Raw genomic sequence first — 15,546 nt, forward strand, 5'->3', positions numbered from 1 at the left:
CTCAACCCAGCTCCTTTCTCAATTGACGAAGGCCATAGGCAGTTCGAGACTTCGCCGTTCCGGATGGAATACCCAGCATTTCACCAATTTCATCATAGCCATAACCATAATAATGCTTCAGCAGGACGGCAATACGATGTTCTGGGGTTAACCTTGTCATGGCATCCATAACATCTGTCCATTCTTCATTCCGGCTCTCAAATTGCCACCGCAATTTCCGTACAGCCTGATTCCGAATGGCTTCCAGCCAAATCTGTTCTCTTCGCCTGCGCCTGGACTTGTCGATATATATACGGGTGGCAATCGTAATCATCCATGACGAAAAGGCAGACGAGCCATCGTATCTATAAATATTTTCCATACATCGAATCATCGTATCCTGCACCGTCTCCTCAGCAACGTTGGGGTCCATCGTTACTTTGACAAGATACTTATACACAAAGGCGTAGTGACGCTGCAGCAGTTCTGCCAGTGCACTGTCATCCCCCTGTATCGCTCTCTGTACCTCTTCCAGTTCGGCTGCCTCCATCTGCATCATCACCTGCTCTCCGCTCAGTCTTATGTTATTACGACAGGCTCTGCAGAAACGTTCAATTCAATCCAAAAAAAATCTGAAGCCGACAATTTCCCGGGCAATCAGACTTCATTTCGGTAATCTTGCAGTTTGTCGAACCACGGTTGGTTGCGGGCTCCACTGCTTAATAAACGACTTCTCCATATATTTTGCTGTTGATCCTTGATTGGATTCATCTCATTATTCATGTAGTTATGTAGTTGAGGACGCTGGGTAACTGCTTCTATTCTGCCACTTTCCATTGCTAGACGGTTTTCTTCGATGATCAGGTTCTCGGCACGTTGTCCAAACTGAATCACTCGCTTTTTCTCCACTTCTAATTCCTCGCTCTCATTAGACGATCTTCTGTAGATACTTGTCAACGATCTGTATGTAGGGTTAAACGGATGTAACTTTGATGAAAAAGTGGCTGAAAACAAAAAAAGAACGCAAACCGGGTATAGACCACAGTCTGCGTGCTTCGCAAGTTAGGGTGTTTCTTTGTATTGCTTCAGTTAGATGGTGCTTTAACGCTTGTAACAACTAATTGCTATTCTAATGAAAAAGTTGTCACTTGTCCAGACTTTCTTCACATAAATTGTCGGATCATCTTGCAGACACGTAAGGATTGTTCTTCTTCTCATAACCGATTGTCGTTTTGGGACCATGACCTGGATACACTTTGACCTCATCCGCGAAGGTGTATAACTTGTTCTGGATGGAATCAATCAGATCCCGTTCACGACCTCCGGTCAGATCCGTTCTGCCTACACCCATACGGAACAGAACATCACCAGCAAACAGATCGTCACCACACAGCAGACTTACACTGCCTGGGGAGTGTCCCGGTGTATGGTACACTTTGAACGTATGACCAATAAAGTTCAGAGTCTGCCCTTCGTCCATGGCATATTCAGCTGGATCTGTCGAAAGCGGCGGGGTAGCCTGCGGCCAGTTCAAAGAACCATTCAATTTCGGCGTCGTAAGCCAATCACTCTCCAAGTCATGCAAATAAACGGGACAGCCTTTCAATTTGCGAATTTCATCCACGCCGCCCATATGATCAAAATGCGCGTGAGTAAGCAGGATCGCTTCGATCTCCAGGTCCTGAATGGCTTTGAGTAATGAGCCCGGATTCATTCCAGGGTCAATGATTACGGCTTTACCTGGATCATCACCCTGCAACAGATACGCATTGGTCTGGAGCGGTCCCAAAGAAAATGTACGAATGTTAAGCATATCGGCTCAGTAACCCGAAATCAGTTCACGCAACTCACGAATAATAGCTGCATTTGACTCCGTTCCTTCCCCATAACGTTTACCAATCTCTTGACGTGCTACAGCCAAATTATCCTGATAATCTGCTGCTTCACGGTCCGGGTTGAGACGTTTGAATTCAACCATAACTTCCTGCACATGTTGCGGACGAGGTCCCCATTGACCCAGTACATGTCCGCCCGTATCTGCAAAAATAACGACAGGAACAGAGCGTCCGCCTATCGTAAGGAACTCATCCATCACTTCAGGGTGATTTTCCAAAATAAGAACTTCTGTCGGAATGCCGGAAATTTCCAGCGCCTGGAATACGACTGGAACATTGCGTACCACATCGCCACACCAGTCAGCAGCCAAAATTAACACACGCAAGTCATCGCGGTGATTCAGGCTTTCGAAAAATTCACGATCATCCTCACTTGGCCATACAAAGCTGTCATAGTTTGCCTGAAACTCACTTTGGTTCTTCGTCATGCTCTCAATGAAATCTTTCGGTGGCAGACCTTTACCGAATTTGTGAGACAAGTTTGGTTTTCCCATAACTAGACACTTCCCTTCTTTTTACGAGCATTCATCCATTTAATAAGTACATAAACAATCATAAGTGCGAGAGCAACGAGCAGAATCGGCATAATATAAGGTGCCGCTTTCTCGTTGATATGTTGCCATTGATCTCCAAGTATCATCCCTAAATATATAAACAATGCAGACCACGGTATAACAGCGAGGGTTGTCAGCAAAATAAATCGACCCGTATGCATTTTGGATATACCGGCAGGAATCGATATGGCATGTCTTACGACCGGAACAAAACGCGCCGTGAAAATGACCCCTGTCCCATACTTGCGGAACCACTCTTCGGAATGGTCGATGTGCTTTTTCTGGATCAGTATGTATTTTCCGTAGCGTTCAAGTACAGGTCTTCCGCCATAACGGCCAATCCAGTAAATAAATAGCTGGGCTATGACACCGCCCACGGTACCAAAAATCAATGCACCGAAAAAATTAATATGGCCTTGTGAAACGAGAAAACCTCCATATGCCAGTACAATTTCACTCGGAATAACTTCAAGCATTAGTCCAAGCATAATTCCAAAGTATCCAAGACTCTGAATCCAATCGAATAATTGATTGACAATGTTATGAATAACGTCCATCTCGACCCTCTTTCTTCATCCTGATTGGCAGTGCCCTTCCGCACCATGGATGTTCGTCCCTATTTTATCACAGGCCTGTAGCTGTTGCTACTTCACCCGTCTGGGATAGTGTCCCGCAGGCAGGCGTTTGCATATGGTATCGGGAGAGGAGCGTGAGAAGATGTCATTCAAATCAGCACCCGGTACTCCCCCGGTCAAACATAACACCCCAGGCCAGAAACTGCCTTCTGCCCGCGGTATCCGAAGAGCATGCAGCAAAGAGCTGTATCGAACAGCCAAAAAGCTAAAGGTATATATCTCCCCCGAGCTGATGAAGCAGGCGGAAGAATTGTATTATGGGAAGGTCATCGCCAATCTGCTCTGGATCGGAGAAAATCGGGATAATCGCAAAAAATTATGCGAATGGTGGAACGCGGATGTCAGCTTAGAGATTGCGACTCTATGGGGTGTAGAGGTAGAACCGCTGCAAGCTGCCTTTAAGAATGCGTTTGGCGGATATCGCTTGTAGGTTGGGAGCAATGAACAGGTAGACGAACAGCTTATGGTGCAGCATTTTGTTCGATTTTGAATAACCTGAACTAAGGCGTAAGCCAATACTTTCGTTGGATCCATGCGAGATCGTTCATGCCGTTAAAAGTTGAATCATTGTTTTCATGGATCTCGTTCTCTTTTAGCGTTGGATGAGGTCAGATATTCAGGGAATCTTTCTGGTCACCTCTGAAGCAAGTGGATCAAAAGCAAGGAGGCGCAGATTATCCCCGTAACGTAATGCGTCTTCTCCAAGCTCAAAACGCCGATCATTTCTATCCTTCTCTGATGCTACTTTTTCGGCCAGTTGTTTGTAACGTTCATATATCCTTACTCCAGCAGCAGCGGTCTGCCTTCCTCGTTCAGCATACCCTGACGCCAGTTCCCTCCGTGATGCCTGTTCCATCCAATACAGGGCTTGGGACTGGCTGGACGCGTCAAAACGATTCTGGGCCAGGCCTTGTTCAAAATAGTTCCCGGCCGACTCTCCTCTACCCGATTGAGCGGTTAACCGCCCCAGCTCTCCGTATAGTTGGGGTGAAACAGGGGAAAAGGACAAGCTCTGCAACAATATGGAGTCAGCCTTTTCCGCTGGAAGCGTACGGGACAAGGAGATGGCGATATCCGGCCTGTAGGGGTTAAACTTGTACGCCGCAGTAAGCAGCGCTTTACGTTCAGCACCTTCTGTATTTTTTGACATGGCTAAACGATATTGTTGTTCTGCCGCCACTTGTTGTCCAGCAAGCCAGACTGTGCCGCCTAGCCAAAATATGACGAACAGTCCGGTTAATATCCCTTGAGGCCACGGGTTTAACATAAGGAGAAAACGAGACCATTTTTTGTCAGCCACGGATTCCTGAAGAGTTGACGACGAGAGGGCCCAGCCCCCAAGCCAAATGAACATCATCCAATTGAAGGTGAAGCTCCAGTCAAAGTCCATAGCGCCATGGAGGACAAAAACAATAACCGAAGGCAGCAGCTGCGGTGCATGCCTCCACATCGTTCGCAGGGTGGAAAAGAACCATCCGGCGATGAGCAGCAACCCGATCACGCCTGTATCGAGAGCCAGATCGAGGAAGCCGTTGTGGACCTCGCCTCCGACATAAGGCGAGGATTGGATGGCGCGAAACATATTGCGCCATGTCTCTCCCCCGTGGCCCAGCCATGTGGCCTCGGTCCAGAGCTTCAGGGCGTCCCGCCACATCTTAAGGCGGGACAGCCCTGTGCCGACACCAGCCGCCATGCGGTCGGCTGTGGAGGCCACGGCCACAGTGGCGGCGGCGATTCCCGCCAGCACTGTGGCCGTGAGGGCAGCGGCGCGTGCACGAGCGCCGCTGTGCCACAAACGGCACAGCAGCAGCGTGCCGAGCAGCGCAGCTGCCCATGCTCCGGCCAGTGCCAGCAGGCCGGGCACGGGTGCAGGCGCCAGCTGGGCCGCGGCCAGCTGGCGATAGAGCCAGGCCGCGCACGCCAAGGGCGCGGCTGTGGCCAGCAGCAGCGGCAGGCGGGCACCGCGCCGCTGCAAAGCGAAGGCGGCGACCGCGGCGCAGCCGGTCGCCAGCCAAGCGCCGCGCGACTCGCTCAGCAGGAGCGCGGCTTGCGCGGGCATGAGCGGCAGTGCTGCCGCGATGAGCCGCCCGGCCGACAACGGCCGGGCTATGGCTCGCGCGGCGGCAGCCAGCCGCTCCAATGCGTACATGCCAACGATGGCACCGTACGCATTAGGGTACTGCAGCAATCCGCCGAGCCGGGCTCCGGCGGAGCTGATCTCGGGGTCAGCGGTTCGCATGACCCCATAAGGCAGCGGCAGCACACCGCACGCGGCAAGTACTCCGCTTAGCACAAGCAGGCCGCCTGCCAATTGCCAGCCACAGGCAAACCATCGCGCTCCGTTCGCACGTGATGCCAGTATGACGGTTAGCAACGCAAATATCGCCAGAAGGCTCCAACGCAGCATCTCATCCAAGCTTCCTTGTACACTGACAGAGCCCATCCATACATGCAGGCCAAACCAGACTGCCATAGCCAGGGGCCAAAGCATCCAGCGGAAATTAGCCTGCTGCATAATGGCCACATATAGTCGTTTGAGGTAATTCAACCACTGAGTAATCCCTATCTGCCCTCTCGTCTTCGGTGCATTGAAGCACATAATGAACAAAACAAACCAAATAAGTACACTTCCTGATGCCATCAATACCATGGGATATACGTCCGTAGCATAAAACAATCCCTTACATAGACATCCTGTCAACAGTAAAACCACTGCAATTAAACCAAGAACTGCCGTTAATACCGATTCTGAACTCCACTTGGCTTTCTCATCTGATTTTCCTCCCTTCATACGTCCCTCTCCTTTCTCCCGTCTCCGTATTCCTCTTAATCAATTTCAAACAAAAAAAGACAGAAGCCCCATTAGGGTCTTCTGCCTGATTACATGCCTTTGGCACATTATATTTATTTTCACGGGACCCTCTTACCAGTATGTCCCGTCATCGGCGATGGCAGACGAACTGCATCGTCTCAAAGGATCAAGCAACTCAATCATGTATCATCCTTTTTGCCATCTGCCATCAAACATTATGCATCACTCTTCATTATCCCGTAAACATTCACATTCAACAGTGATCACAGTGACTGGCATCTTTGATAGATTCCCCATTTGAATTCTCCTGGCTCGCATCTGCCCCATGGTTCGGCGCAGCTTCTTTCAGCTTGCCGCCACCTGGGAGCAAGTCCGCACAAGCCCGCTCCAAATAAGGATCTGCGTGAATGAAATCACGGAATGCGGTATATTCGTTCCACATGTCAGCAGTCTGCCCAGCCTGGCCTCGTACGGCACGGATTAAAATATTTTTCGGCGTATGCTCCATGTCGATAAATTCAAGCAGCTGCGTTTTGTATCCCATCAGATCGAGCAGCTTGGCCCGAATGGCATCGGTTGCCAAAGCGGAGAAACGTTCCTTCAGAATACCGTGTGACAACAACGGGTTCATCACGTTGGATTCAATCTGATCAAACAGCTCGTGCTGACAGCACGGTACAGATAGAATAACCGAAGCGCCCCAACGAACGGCTTTCTCCAAAGCAGCATCGGTTGCTGTATCACATGCATGCAGCGTTACAACCATATCCACTTCATTCAACTCGTCGTAGTCAGCGATGTCTCCAACGAGGAACTTCAGGTCACCGTAATGCAATTTGTTTGCCAGATCATTGCAGTGTTCAATAACATCGGCTTTTAAGTCGAGGCCAATAATTTTGAGCGATCTGCGCTGCTGTACGGACAAATAGTGATATAAAGCAAAGGTGAGATAAGACTTCCCGCAACCAAAATCAACGATGGTAAGTGGACGGCCCTCCGGCAGATGCGGGATGACGTCCTGAACCATTTCGAGGAAACGGTTGATCTGTCTGAACTTGTCGTACTTGCGAGCCAAAACGCGGCCTTCCTCGCTCATAATCCCCAGCTCGACCAGGAATGAAACGGGAACCCCATCTTCCAGCACATATTGCTTTTTGCGATTATGCGAGAGGTCCACCGCAGTCTTGGAAGCCGACTTGGTCAAGATGGACACTTTATATTTTTTGCTGATCAAAATTTGATAGTCTGCGTCTGTAGTACAGAGCAGTCCTTGACGAAACGTCTCTTCGCATAGCAAAGTCATGCGCTCTGCCGCTTCATCCGGAGTCAAATTCTCGTGCAGCACTTTGTTGGTATAATGAAATGCGAATTGATAATGAAGCTGATTCTTGAGCGTTACCGGCTTGACTTGCACTTTCGTATACGAGACATTGTCCCGTCTGCGCAGCTGGCTCCAGGTCGCTGTAATCAGCGAATTCTGTTCAAAGATGTCTTGTATAAGCTTTCGCAATGAATCCACGGGGGTACATCTCACTTTCGGTTTGGTTTGGTCAACCGTTACCATAACACAATTCCGTTCCCTCTCCAAGTTAACGGCCTATTCATCGGTTTAACGGTTCAGCTCGGCAATCCCCTCTTCCACTTCCTCACGAGGCAAACCACCTAGTTGCAATTGCTCATCTTCCAGTTGTCTTAACCTTTCATAGAAAGCCTGTACCTCACCCCGATAATGAATGGGATGACTATCGTCTACCTGCAGCAGTCTGTACCAGCTATTCTCAGCCTGATCAAAACGCCCCTGCTGTTCACGATACAGGGCAAGCTGCTTTTCCGTTCGTGCGGGAAGTTCATATTGTTTCGTCTGCTCCAATATTCCCTCCACACGATCTGGTGCATCCAGCAGCTTCGGATTAGCCCCATTATTCAGTGCGTACAGGTAAAAATGAAGTGATCTCATCAGACGAATAAGTGCTTCATTCTCCGACTCCATTTTTCCCTGGTCATCTATTCCCTCTACTTTGGCCTTTTCATTATAAATGTACGCCTCTTCTTCGATCAGCCTGGCGGCTTGTTGCAGATTGTCCACTTCAATGACGCCGCGAAAACGGAACATTTCAATGACATCCTCGGCCGGCAGTGAGTTCAGCAGAGATAAATTCAGTCCAAACTGCCTACGCAGCAACTCGTCCAGCTCGGATAGAGCCTCCGTGTGTTTTCGCTGTTGTTTAAGTGTAAATACTTTGCCGATCGCTTCTGTCATTTCCTCCATCATGCGGAGCAGATAATCTTTCCTGAACATGCTATGTGCCCCCTCATCATTCGATCGTGTACCTTCCAGTTTCACTTGCATGATCCATTCTCATCATTTTAATTCATGCCATGACAAAAAGCCAAAACATGGTCTATGGCTCGTCCTATGCTCTGGCCCTGAACAAATAAAACCCCTGCCGTTCTTGAGCGAACGTTGCAGGGGTTTAGCAAAATACCGACGCTCCGCCAAGGAGGCGAAATCATCCGATACTCTATTCATGTTCCATTATTACTTCGATAATCCCGTCAAAAATTGTTTAATGACCTGAATTAAATCTTCCGGAGCTTCATACATGCTCATATGTCCTGCCCCAGGAATCACGGCTTGTGTAATATGTGGTTTGTCACTTGTGAATGTACGTTCCGGCGGAATGACGGCATCCTTCTCTCCGGCAACCAGCAGGACAGGAAGCGGTGTAGCGGACAATACATCACGACGATCCGGTCGTTCCCGCATAGCCAGTGCAGCTCCAGTTGCCCCTTGTGGCGCAGTCTGGTAACCAATTTCCTTCACACGAGTCACTTGCGTCGATAGCGATTCCAAATGTTCTTGTGCAAACAAACCGGGAACCAGCCCATCTACAAAGTGAACAATGCCTTCCGTCTGAATGGTGGATACTGCACGAAGGCGTTTTTCTTTGCCTTCTTCACTATCCGGATAGGCTGTGGAATGAATCAAGCCGAAGGCATTCAATCGTTCTGGGTGGCGCTGTGCGATAGAAAGTGCGATATATCCGCCCATGGAGTGACCGAGCAGGAAAGCCTTGTCCACCTTTAGCTTATCCATTAATTGCAATACGTCATTGCCCATCTGATCAATGGTATAACTACCTACAGGTGCGTCCGTTTTTCCGTGTCCACGCAGATCGGGTACGATGCAACGATAGCTGCGTGCAAGCTCAGGCACCACTTCATCCCAGTAGGATGAACTGCCGCAGTATCCGTGGAGCAAAATGAGTGCTTCTCCCTTACCCTGTTCGGCATAACAAATCGTCGTTCCGTCACACATCACTTTTTCCATATAAATCCCTCTCTCTGCGCGAATTAAATTAATTCAAGTTGTATATTATTAAGCCTGCATATCATTAATGAAACGTTTATCTGTATTTCACTGCTTCGGCGACCGCCTCTGCAATCGATCTGGACATGCCTATAACGAAATGAAGCGAGGTCATCTGTAGAATGGAATAAGGTCTCGGTCCATTAGCATTCACTACAGCAGCCACGCTGTAATGACCAACTGGCGGCAGCTTGCCTCCAACCGATTTTGCCGGAATCAGTGGATGTTCCGCAAGATAGTATGTACCTGTTGCCTGTTTTGGACCCAGACAAGCATCAATGGCGATGATGGCATGATGTGACGGGACAAGCGCCAGCCTCTTCTCCAGTGTATCCGCATCACAAGGAGAAGCCAGAGTTCCTACAACGTGATTCACTCCATACTCCTGCAGTAGACTGCCTGTCAGTGGGCCCAGAGCATCTCCGGTGGAACGGTCCGTCCCGATACAGACAAAGGTGATTTCATCCGGTGAATGAAGCTTATAGATGTGCTTGAAAAATAATACCAAGTCTTCTCCCTGCACATTGTGGCGGGCTTCCCTACTTTGATGACGAACCAATTCCCGCTTATATGTTGCCAATCTATTTACCTCCTTTACACTTGTGCTCCCTACCTGAGTCTCTATTGATATTCCTCATTTTACCCGATGCTTGATTTCGTCGCAAAAGCATTGGCCTGAGCCTGTCCAATCATGATACAATGACAACAGTTTCCGATACGGAAGGGATGGACATAACGATGGATTTAACGCAAGCAAGCGCAGCCAACATGGAATATATGATTGAAGCAATCAAAACGAAGTTGCGGATGGCCAGTGGAGCTGCCATGCAGGCTTCGTCTTTCCCACTTGCGAAGTATGAAGATTTGTTTGACCTGTATGAAATGGTCCTAAGCAAGGAACATCTGAGTATCTCTGAAGTGGAAGCTGTCGCTTCCGAACTGGGTAATCTCCGCAAATCCTAGGGCGGCATCGCCCAGCAAACTTTGAGAGACTCTTTTACGAAGGCAGCTACAACAAGCCGTACAAAAAGGACCTGTTCTCCACATCACAGTGGAGACAGGTCCTCTTTCGTTTGTTTTTTTCGTCAAGGCAAATCCACCAATACAAATTCAGCCGTCTCGCTGCCTGTACCTGTAATTTGCAGATCACAGCTTTTGCGGATTCGTGCAGCATCACCCGGCTTGAGATTGAAATTGCCGTCTGAACATACAATCTCGATATGGCCACTAATCAGGAAGAGATGTGTACGCCTATCTTCATGTTGAGGGTACATTAATTTTTGACCGGATTCCAGATGGGATAGATAACAAGTTACATCCTGTGAAATAGGCAATGCTCCCTCGGCTCCTTCTCCCCCTTGCCCCGATACAATCGGACAAAGACGGTTCAGATGCTCCTGAGCCTCTACACGACGATTAGTATACGAGGGCTTCAACATGCGCTGGGATGGCAGGAACCACATCTGTAGAAAGCGTACCGGTTCATCCTCTGACGGGTTAGTCTCTGAATGCTCTACGCCGGTGCCCGCACTCATGACCTGAACTGTTCCCGGTTCCAACACTTGCTCCGTTCCCATGCTATCCGTATGTTTCAACGTACCTGATATGACATAACTAACAATCTCCAAGTCATGATGTGGATGTCGCTTAAAGCCTTCCTGCGGCATCAGTGTGTTGTCATTATGAGCCAGAAGACAACCAAAATGGGCATTGCTTGGATCATCATAGTCCGCAAAGGAAAAGCTGAATTCACTGTGTATCCAACCTCGATCCGACGTGTGCCTTTCTTCCGATGTCACTACTTTAATCATGTTCATCCACCTCCAAGGGTTTAGAGCTGCAGCACTATCGCAGCAGTTCTTGCGTGTATATTTAGAATTCTATAGATCAATACCAGTTGGTATGTCATCTTTACCCATGGTCAGGGAATTCTAATCACGCCCCTTGCTTATGGTTATACGCTTTCTTCAGATGAGTGAAGCTTGAATTCGATCTCTGCCCGCCCTACGACTTTACCGGCGTCGTTCCGAATGTCAGGTGGATATACTTCTGCCAGTCGTTCGATGGTTTTTCGATTGCTGTAGCCAATCTGCTCCAGAATGGATTGGGCAATATAGGCCCATTCTTCTTCCGAACCATCAAGCACTTTGAACGTAATTCCGAGGCGTTCCTTTTTCAGGGCAAAACCAAATACACCCTTGAAGCCACCTTTGGCTACAATGTTGCTGTCTTCAAGCAGCACGGAATCCACACGCTGCGTTCCTCCTACCATTAACGGATATTCGTTCATGGCTCCAGTAATGGTCTCTACCGCCGAACGTGTAGATGGGTCCTCGATCAGATCCGGGCAAGCCAGCTTCAGATATGCGTTCGACAATGCCGATAACGGCAACGAAAATACCGGAAAGCCGCAGCCATCCGTCCCAAGTTTAATCTCTTTCTGTTCAATCCCTGCCATATAGGCCATGGTCTCAAGAATTTCACGCTGTACCGGATGTTCTGGTTCTGCATAACTTCCCAAATCGGCCTGTTTCATCTGAGTGTATGCGAGAACGCCCAGATGTTTACCGGAGCAGTTGTGGAGAATACGACGCTTCTCTCCTTGAGATCGTAGCCATTGATTTCGGCTTTCTTCATTGAGGGGGTAACTCGGTGCGCAAATCAAGCACTCTTCACCCAACCCTATTTTGCTTTCTATCTGCTCCAACACCTGAATATGCATCGGCTCCGAACGGTGTGAGGACGACATAATGGCAATCTCCTGAGCTGTCAGACCGTAATGCCCAGCAATACCAGCACGAATCCCCGGAATGGCCTGAAAGGGCTTGGCAGATGAACGGGTAAACGCTCTAAAATGCGGATCTCCGGCTGAATATACAACATTGCCGTTCTCATCCGTAATGCTTATGTGTCCGTAATGGGCGCATTCCATAACGCCCGCACGGTATTCTTTAATTAACAGGGCACTCTCCATGCGAGTTCTCTCCTTTATACTCCCGAATTCATCTCTGCTTTGCGTCACGACGCCGCATGGGATATCTTAAATAGTATAGTACAAAAGTGACGTTTTTACAGTTTTTTCGACAGACATTTCGGGTAATCCTTTATCAATCTTTATCTACCTACTACCATTACTGAAGGAGATACTTATTTATGCTGCGCAAAACGCAATTACCCACTTCCGGGTTAGCTCGCAAAACTTCAGTACGTCCACTGCTCAACTGGGCTGGTGTCGGAATTATAGCCAGCGTTTCGGTCGTCTTCTTGCTGGCGACTCTGGGAGCGTTGCTGGGTAACGATGTTATCCTTTCATTGGATGACAGGATCCAGCAGTTATTTTATCTGAACTCAGATTCACGTCTTCATCTGTTGCCTTTCATTTCATTCATTACTGCGCTCGGTTCTTTCAGACTTTCTGCCATCGCAGCTATCGGTTTTTCAATTCTTTTCTTGTGGCAGCGTCGTCCTCGTTTCCTCATATATGGTTATGCGTTACTCAGCAGTTTTGCCATGATGTGGATTCTCAACACCTTATTGAAGGAAATATTCAGGCGTAGTAGACCTGAGCTGGAACATCTGCTGGTTGTTCATGGATATAGTTTTCCAAGTGGTCATGCGATGATCTCGATGGGTTTTTATGGCATGCTCTTTGTCATCTGGGCGATTGAACGACATCAACGTGTGTCTGGAGTTGCACTGCCTGTCATTTGCGGAATCACATTTATATTCCTGGTCGGCCTCAGCCGTATCATGCTGGGTGTACATTTTCCAACCGACGTTTTCACCGGATTTGCTGCAGGACTGGCTTGGATCTTCTGTATGATTAAAGGGATTCAACGTTCCGTCTGAATTGTACTATCCTATAATTTCCAGTATAGATCTCCCTACATTGATTGTTTCACCTGGAAGCACGGCGTTTATATACGAAGTAAGCAAACGCGAACAGACACCATCCTACATCAAGCACAAAGGAGGCGGTTGTTATGTGGGGTATTATTATCAGCATTGTTATGGCAGTCATTATCGGTGTAATCGGTGATGCACTTGCCGGTCATAACATGCCTGGAGGAATTATCGGTGCAATGGTTGCCGGATTTGCCGGAGCCTGGCTGGGAGCACTCTTGCTTGGTAACTGGGGACCGGTCATCGGTAACTTTGCCGTAATTCCTGCCATCATTGGAACAGCAGTCTTTGTCTTTTTGCTGGGGCTTGTGTCCAGACTGTTCAGACAGGCTGCCTGATCGGTCCAACAAGGTGTTCGTTGTTTCGTATCCGTTTCTTAATTTGAAGAAGGAGTGATTTGACATGAATAAAGCAGAAGAACAATATCCTGTACAAAGCGGTTCCACTTTCGCCAAAGGAATTTTCATCGGAGGTTTGCTGGGAGCAGCTGCAGCACTACTCTTTGCCCCTAAACCAGGACGCGAATTGCGTGATGACCTTTCCGAGAAAGTGGGGATCGTTACAGATCGCACAAAAGAAGTTGCAGCGGTTGTCGGTGATAAAGCTTCCGAACTGGCTAAAACGGTCTCTTCCAAAACTTCTGATATTGCAAAAACGGTAAACCAAGGCCGTAATGACGTTATGGACTCCGTAAGAAAAGCTTCCGCTGATGTAGCGAATGAAGCATCCAAAGCGTCGGACGAAGTGGCTACCGCTTCTGTAGAAGCGAAGGAAGATGCACGTAAAGAATTGAACTCGACCAGCCTGTAAGGCTTTGGATCGAGTGACCAATAGCCAGCTGTATTCCAGCTGGCTATTTTTTATCCACGGCGAGATTAAAGGAGGAAGAACATGAGTAAAGTCACAATGAACGGCAATACGCCTATAACCGGAGGAAAACCCGCACAACAGTATGATACAACAGAACACCCTTTTGAATTGCGACATGAGGTCAAACGTTTGAATACTCGGCTGGATCAGATTGCAGACAGTTTGGAAAAATCTCAAATCAAGGATATTATCGAAAACTACAGCAGTCCCAAAAAACGTATCATTACCAACTTCACCGCTGGTATGGCACGTGGTTTGGGTTTGACGGTAGGTACCTTCGTCGTTCTTGGTCTGCTCGCTTTTATTCTCAGTCAGTTCGTAAACATGCCTATAGTGGGACAATATATTGCTGACTTACTGGGATACATTGAAGATTATAAAAAATAAAAGGCACAGGGTGAGGCTGACAAAGTCATCGCCTTCGTTTGCCATTGACACCCTTCTCTGTTTCTTTGGCCGACGGCTGGGAGGACTTAACTCTAAGCAGATCCCCTGTCCAGCCTTTCATCATCATCCATACATACATGCCGATCATGCTAATGATGATAAGCGCAAGCACTAGTACAACCCCCCATGTTTTGTCGATCCAAGGCAGGTTCTCGAAGTTCATTCCCCAGATGGCTCCTGCAGCCGTTGCGGGCGTGAATACCGAGGTTACAAGGGTCAGTGTCTTCATAATCTCATTGCCCCGCACCCCTGAAATAGCATTATCAATGGAGATCAATGTATCAATCTCTGTCTCATAATGTTTGAACAAACGCTCCATCCTTTCGATCCGGTGCTGGAGCTGCTGGAAAAAGCGATTCTCTTTCAATTCATCCAGATAGGCTTCCCTGGCAGCAGCCATCAATTCGGAATACGGAATGAACAGGTTACTCCAATACAGCAGCTCAAATCTAGCCGCAAGAATCTGATCCATCAACGTGCGTGCATTGCGGGATTCCATCGTCCGCTCCAAATCCCTCAGGTTCATCTCAAAATGATCCATACCCACATGGTAATAATGCAATATCGCGCGAAAGAGCACAAACATGCCGTCCCTTGCTTCACTGCACTGTTGTAACATGGCTGCACGTTCACCTGTATTCATAATACCTCTGGTATTATCATCTACATTCAAGGTAACCAGTCTTTCTTGATCCACATAGAAAAACATCTGATTATCTTTACGTTGATCGTTTCTTTCATTCTTGACCGCATATAATAATGACCCGAATATCACGGGCTCCGTGCCGTTCATGAAGCGGACGGACAGGTAGTTGGACTCTACCTCCGGTATTTTGCGAAGCCAGTACTGCATTTCTGGAAATGCGTTCGTTAGTTCCTCCAAGGCATTAGCCATACTCTCCTGATCAGGTGCCACCCAATCCCACCATTCCCAATGGTCTGAGTAGGTAAGTTTGTCCCGACGCGCTTCCAGCTTGACTTTGTCCACAATCACAAACATCCACTCCTGCATTCATACTGTTCATTAGAAAATCATTGATCCCAAAAAAAGGACACGTATGCATTCCATTGGAATCACGTG

The 15,546-nt window shown here is 48.2% G+C and carries 19 protein-coding genes; 6 read left to right on the forward strand and 13 right to left on the reverse strand.

Going from position 1 to position 15,546, the window contains the following annotated elements; genetic code table 11:
- Position 1: 1 nt before the first annotated feature.
- From sigY to gpAD87_RS22000, 5 genes are all read right to left on the reverse strand, one after another.
- A complete protein-coding gene (gene sigY / locus gpAD87_RS21980; RefSeq protein ID WP_231952702.1) occupies positions 2–538 on the reverse strand; it encodes an RNA polymerase sigma factor SigY in 537 nt (178 codons plus the stop codon).
- Positions 539–636: 98 nt separating this feature from the next.
- A complete protein-coding gene (locus gpAD87_RS21985) occupies positions 637–888 on the reverse strand; it encodes a hypothetical protein (protein WP_143021589.1) in 252 nt (83 codons plus the stop codon).
- A gap of 271 nt (positions 889–1,159) precedes the next feature.
- Positions 1,160–1,792 (reverse strand): MBL fold metallo-hydrolase, encoded by a 633-nt coding sequence (locus gpAD87_RS21990; protein WP_064640577.1) that lies wholly within the window; start codon positions 1,790–1,792, stop codon positions 1,160–1,162.
- 6 nt (positions 1,793–1,798) lie between these two features.
- The gene (locus gpAD87_RS21995; RefSeq protein ID WP_064640578.1) at positions 1,799–2,368 is read right to left on the reverse strand and encodes a thioredoxin family protein; all 570 of its coding nucleotides are present in this window, start codon (positions 2,366–2,368) and stop codon (positions 1,799–1,801) included.
- A 2-nt stretch (positions 2,369–2,370) separates the two neighbouring features.
- Entirely contained in the window at positions 2,371–2,985 is a 615-nt protein-coding gene (locus gpAD87_RS22000; protein WP_063566612.1) for a DedA family protein, read from the reverse strand.
- A gap of 160 nt (positions 2,986–3,145) precedes the next feature.
- On the opposite strand from gpAD87_RS22000, the gene gpAD87_RS22005 reads away from it, so the two are divergent.
- Positions 3,146–3,493, forward strand: coding sequence for a hypothetical protein (locus tag gpAD87_RS22005; protein WP_064640579.1), 348 nt, complete (start codon positions 3,146–3,148; stop codon positions 3,491–3,493).
- Positions 3,494–3,679: 186 nt separating this feature from the next.
- On the opposite strand, the gene gpAD87_RS22010 is transcribed toward gpAD87_RS22005, so the two are convergent.
- From gpAD87_RS22010 to yyaC, 5 genes are all read right to left on the reverse strand, one after another.
- The gene (locus gpAD87_RS22010) at positions 3,680–5,854 is read right to left on the reverse strand and encodes an O-antigen ligase family protein (RefSeq protein ID WP_064640580.1); all 2,175 of its coding nucleotides are present in this window, start codon (positions 5,852–5,854) and stop codon (positions 3,680–3,682) included.
- Positions 5,855–6,128: 274 nt separating this feature from the next.
- A complete protein-coding gene (locus gpAD87_RS22015) occupies positions 6,129–7,394 on the reverse strand; it encodes a class I SAM-dependent methyltransferase (RefSeq protein ID WP_064641124.1) in 1,266 nt (421 codons plus the stop codon).
- A 90-nt stretch (positions 7,395–7,484) separates the two neighbouring features.
- Entirely contained in the window at positions 7,485–8,174 is a 690-nt protein-coding gene (locus gpAD87_RS22020) for a DUF6483 family protein (RefSeq protein ID WP_064641126.1), read from the reverse strand.
- 240 nt (positions 8,175–8,414) lie between these two features.
- Positions 8,415–9,206, reverse strand: coding sequence for an alpha/beta fold hydrolase (locus tag gpAD87_RS22025; RefSeq protein ID WP_064640581.1), 792 nt, complete (start codon positions 9,204–9,206; stop codon positions 8,415–8,417).
- 76 nt (positions 9,207–9,282) lie between these two features.
- Positions 9,283–9,825 carry a spore protease YyaC gene (yyaC, locus tag gpAD87_RS22030; protein WP_082935220.1) on the reverse strand — a complete coding sequence of 181 codons (543 nt, stop codon included), beginning with the start codon at positions 9,823–9,825 and terminating at the stop codon, positions 9,283–9,285.
- 158 nt (positions 9,826–9,983) lie between these two features.
- Here yyaC and gpAD87_RS22035 point away from each other — a divergent pair, with 158 nt between their 5' ends.
- Positions 9,984–10,208 (forward strand): DUF1128 domain-containing protein, encoded by a 225-nt coding sequence (locus gpAD87_RS22035; protein WP_063566608.1) that lies wholly within the window; start codon positions 9,984–9,986, stop codon positions 10,206–10,208.
- 122 nt (positions 10,209–10,330) lie between these two features.
- Here the strand turns inward: gpAD87_RS22035 and gpAD87_RS22040 are convergent, their stop codons facing one another.
- Positions 10,331–11,056 (reverse strand): pirin family protein, encoded by a 726-nt coding sequence (locus gpAD87_RS22040; protein WP_064640582.1) that lies wholly within the window; start codon positions 11,054–11,056, stop codon positions 10,331–10,333.
- A 143-nt stretch (positions 11,057–11,199) separates the two neighbouring features.
- Positions 11,200–12,219, reverse strand: coding sequence for an asparaginase (locus gpAD87_RS22045; RefSeq protein ID WP_064640583.1), 1,020 nt, complete (start codon positions 12,217–12,219; stop codon positions 11,200–11,202).
- A 179-nt stretch (positions 12,220–12,398) separates the two neighbouring features.
- Between gpAD87_RS22045 and gpAD87_RS22050 the strand changes: the two genes are divergently transcribed.
- The 4 genes from gpAD87_RS22050 to gpAD87_RS22065 all read left to right on the forward strand — a co-directional run bounded on the left by gpAD87_RS22050 (position 12,399) and on the right by gpAD87_RS22065 (position 14,405).
- Positions 12,399–13,094, forward strand: a complete 696-nt coding sequence (locus gpAD87_RS22050) for a phosphatase PAP2 family protein (RefSeq protein ID WP_064640584.1) — start codon at positions 12,399–12,401, stop codon at positions 13,092–13,094.
- Between the two features lie 134 nt (positions 13,095–13,228).
- On the forward strand, positions 13,229–13,486 hold the full coding sequence (locus tag gpAD87_RS22055; protein ID WP_063566604.1) for a GlsB/YeaQ/YmgE family stress response membrane protein: 258 nt from the start codon (positions 13,229–13,231) through the stop codon (positions 13,484–13,486).
- Between the two features lie 64 nt (positions 13,487–13,550).
- Positions 13,551–13,958 carry a YtxH domain-containing protein gene (locus tag gpAD87_RS22060; protein WP_063566603.1) on the forward strand — a complete coding sequence of 136 codons (408 nt, stop codon included), beginning with the start codon at positions 13,551–13,553 and terminating at the stop codon, positions 13,956–13,958.
- Between the two features lie 81 nt (positions 13,959–14,039).
- Positions 14,040–14,405, forward strand: coding sequence for a DUF5665 domain-containing protein (locus gpAD87_RS22065; protein WP_082935221.1), 366 nt, complete (start codon positions 14,040–14,042; stop codon positions 14,403–14,405).
- Positions 14,406–14,430: 25 nt separating this feature from the next.
- Here the strand turns inward: gpAD87_RS22065 and gpAD87_RS22070 are convergent, their stop codons facing one another.
- Positions 14,431–15,459 carry a magnesium transporter CorA family protein gene (locus gpAD87_RS22070; protein ID WP_231952703.1) on the reverse strand — a complete coding sequence of 343 codons (1,029 nt, stop codon included), beginning with the start codon at positions 15,457–15,459 and terminating at the stop codon, positions 14,431–14,433.
- Positions 15,460–15,546: the final 87 nt, after the last annotated feature.

It is taken from the genome of Paenibacillus sp. AD87 (assembly GCF_001659845.1).
In the GTDB taxonomy this organism is placed as follows: domain Bacteria; phylum Bacillota; class Bacilli; order Paenibacillales; family Paenibacillaceae; genus Paenibacillus; species Paenibacillus marchantiae.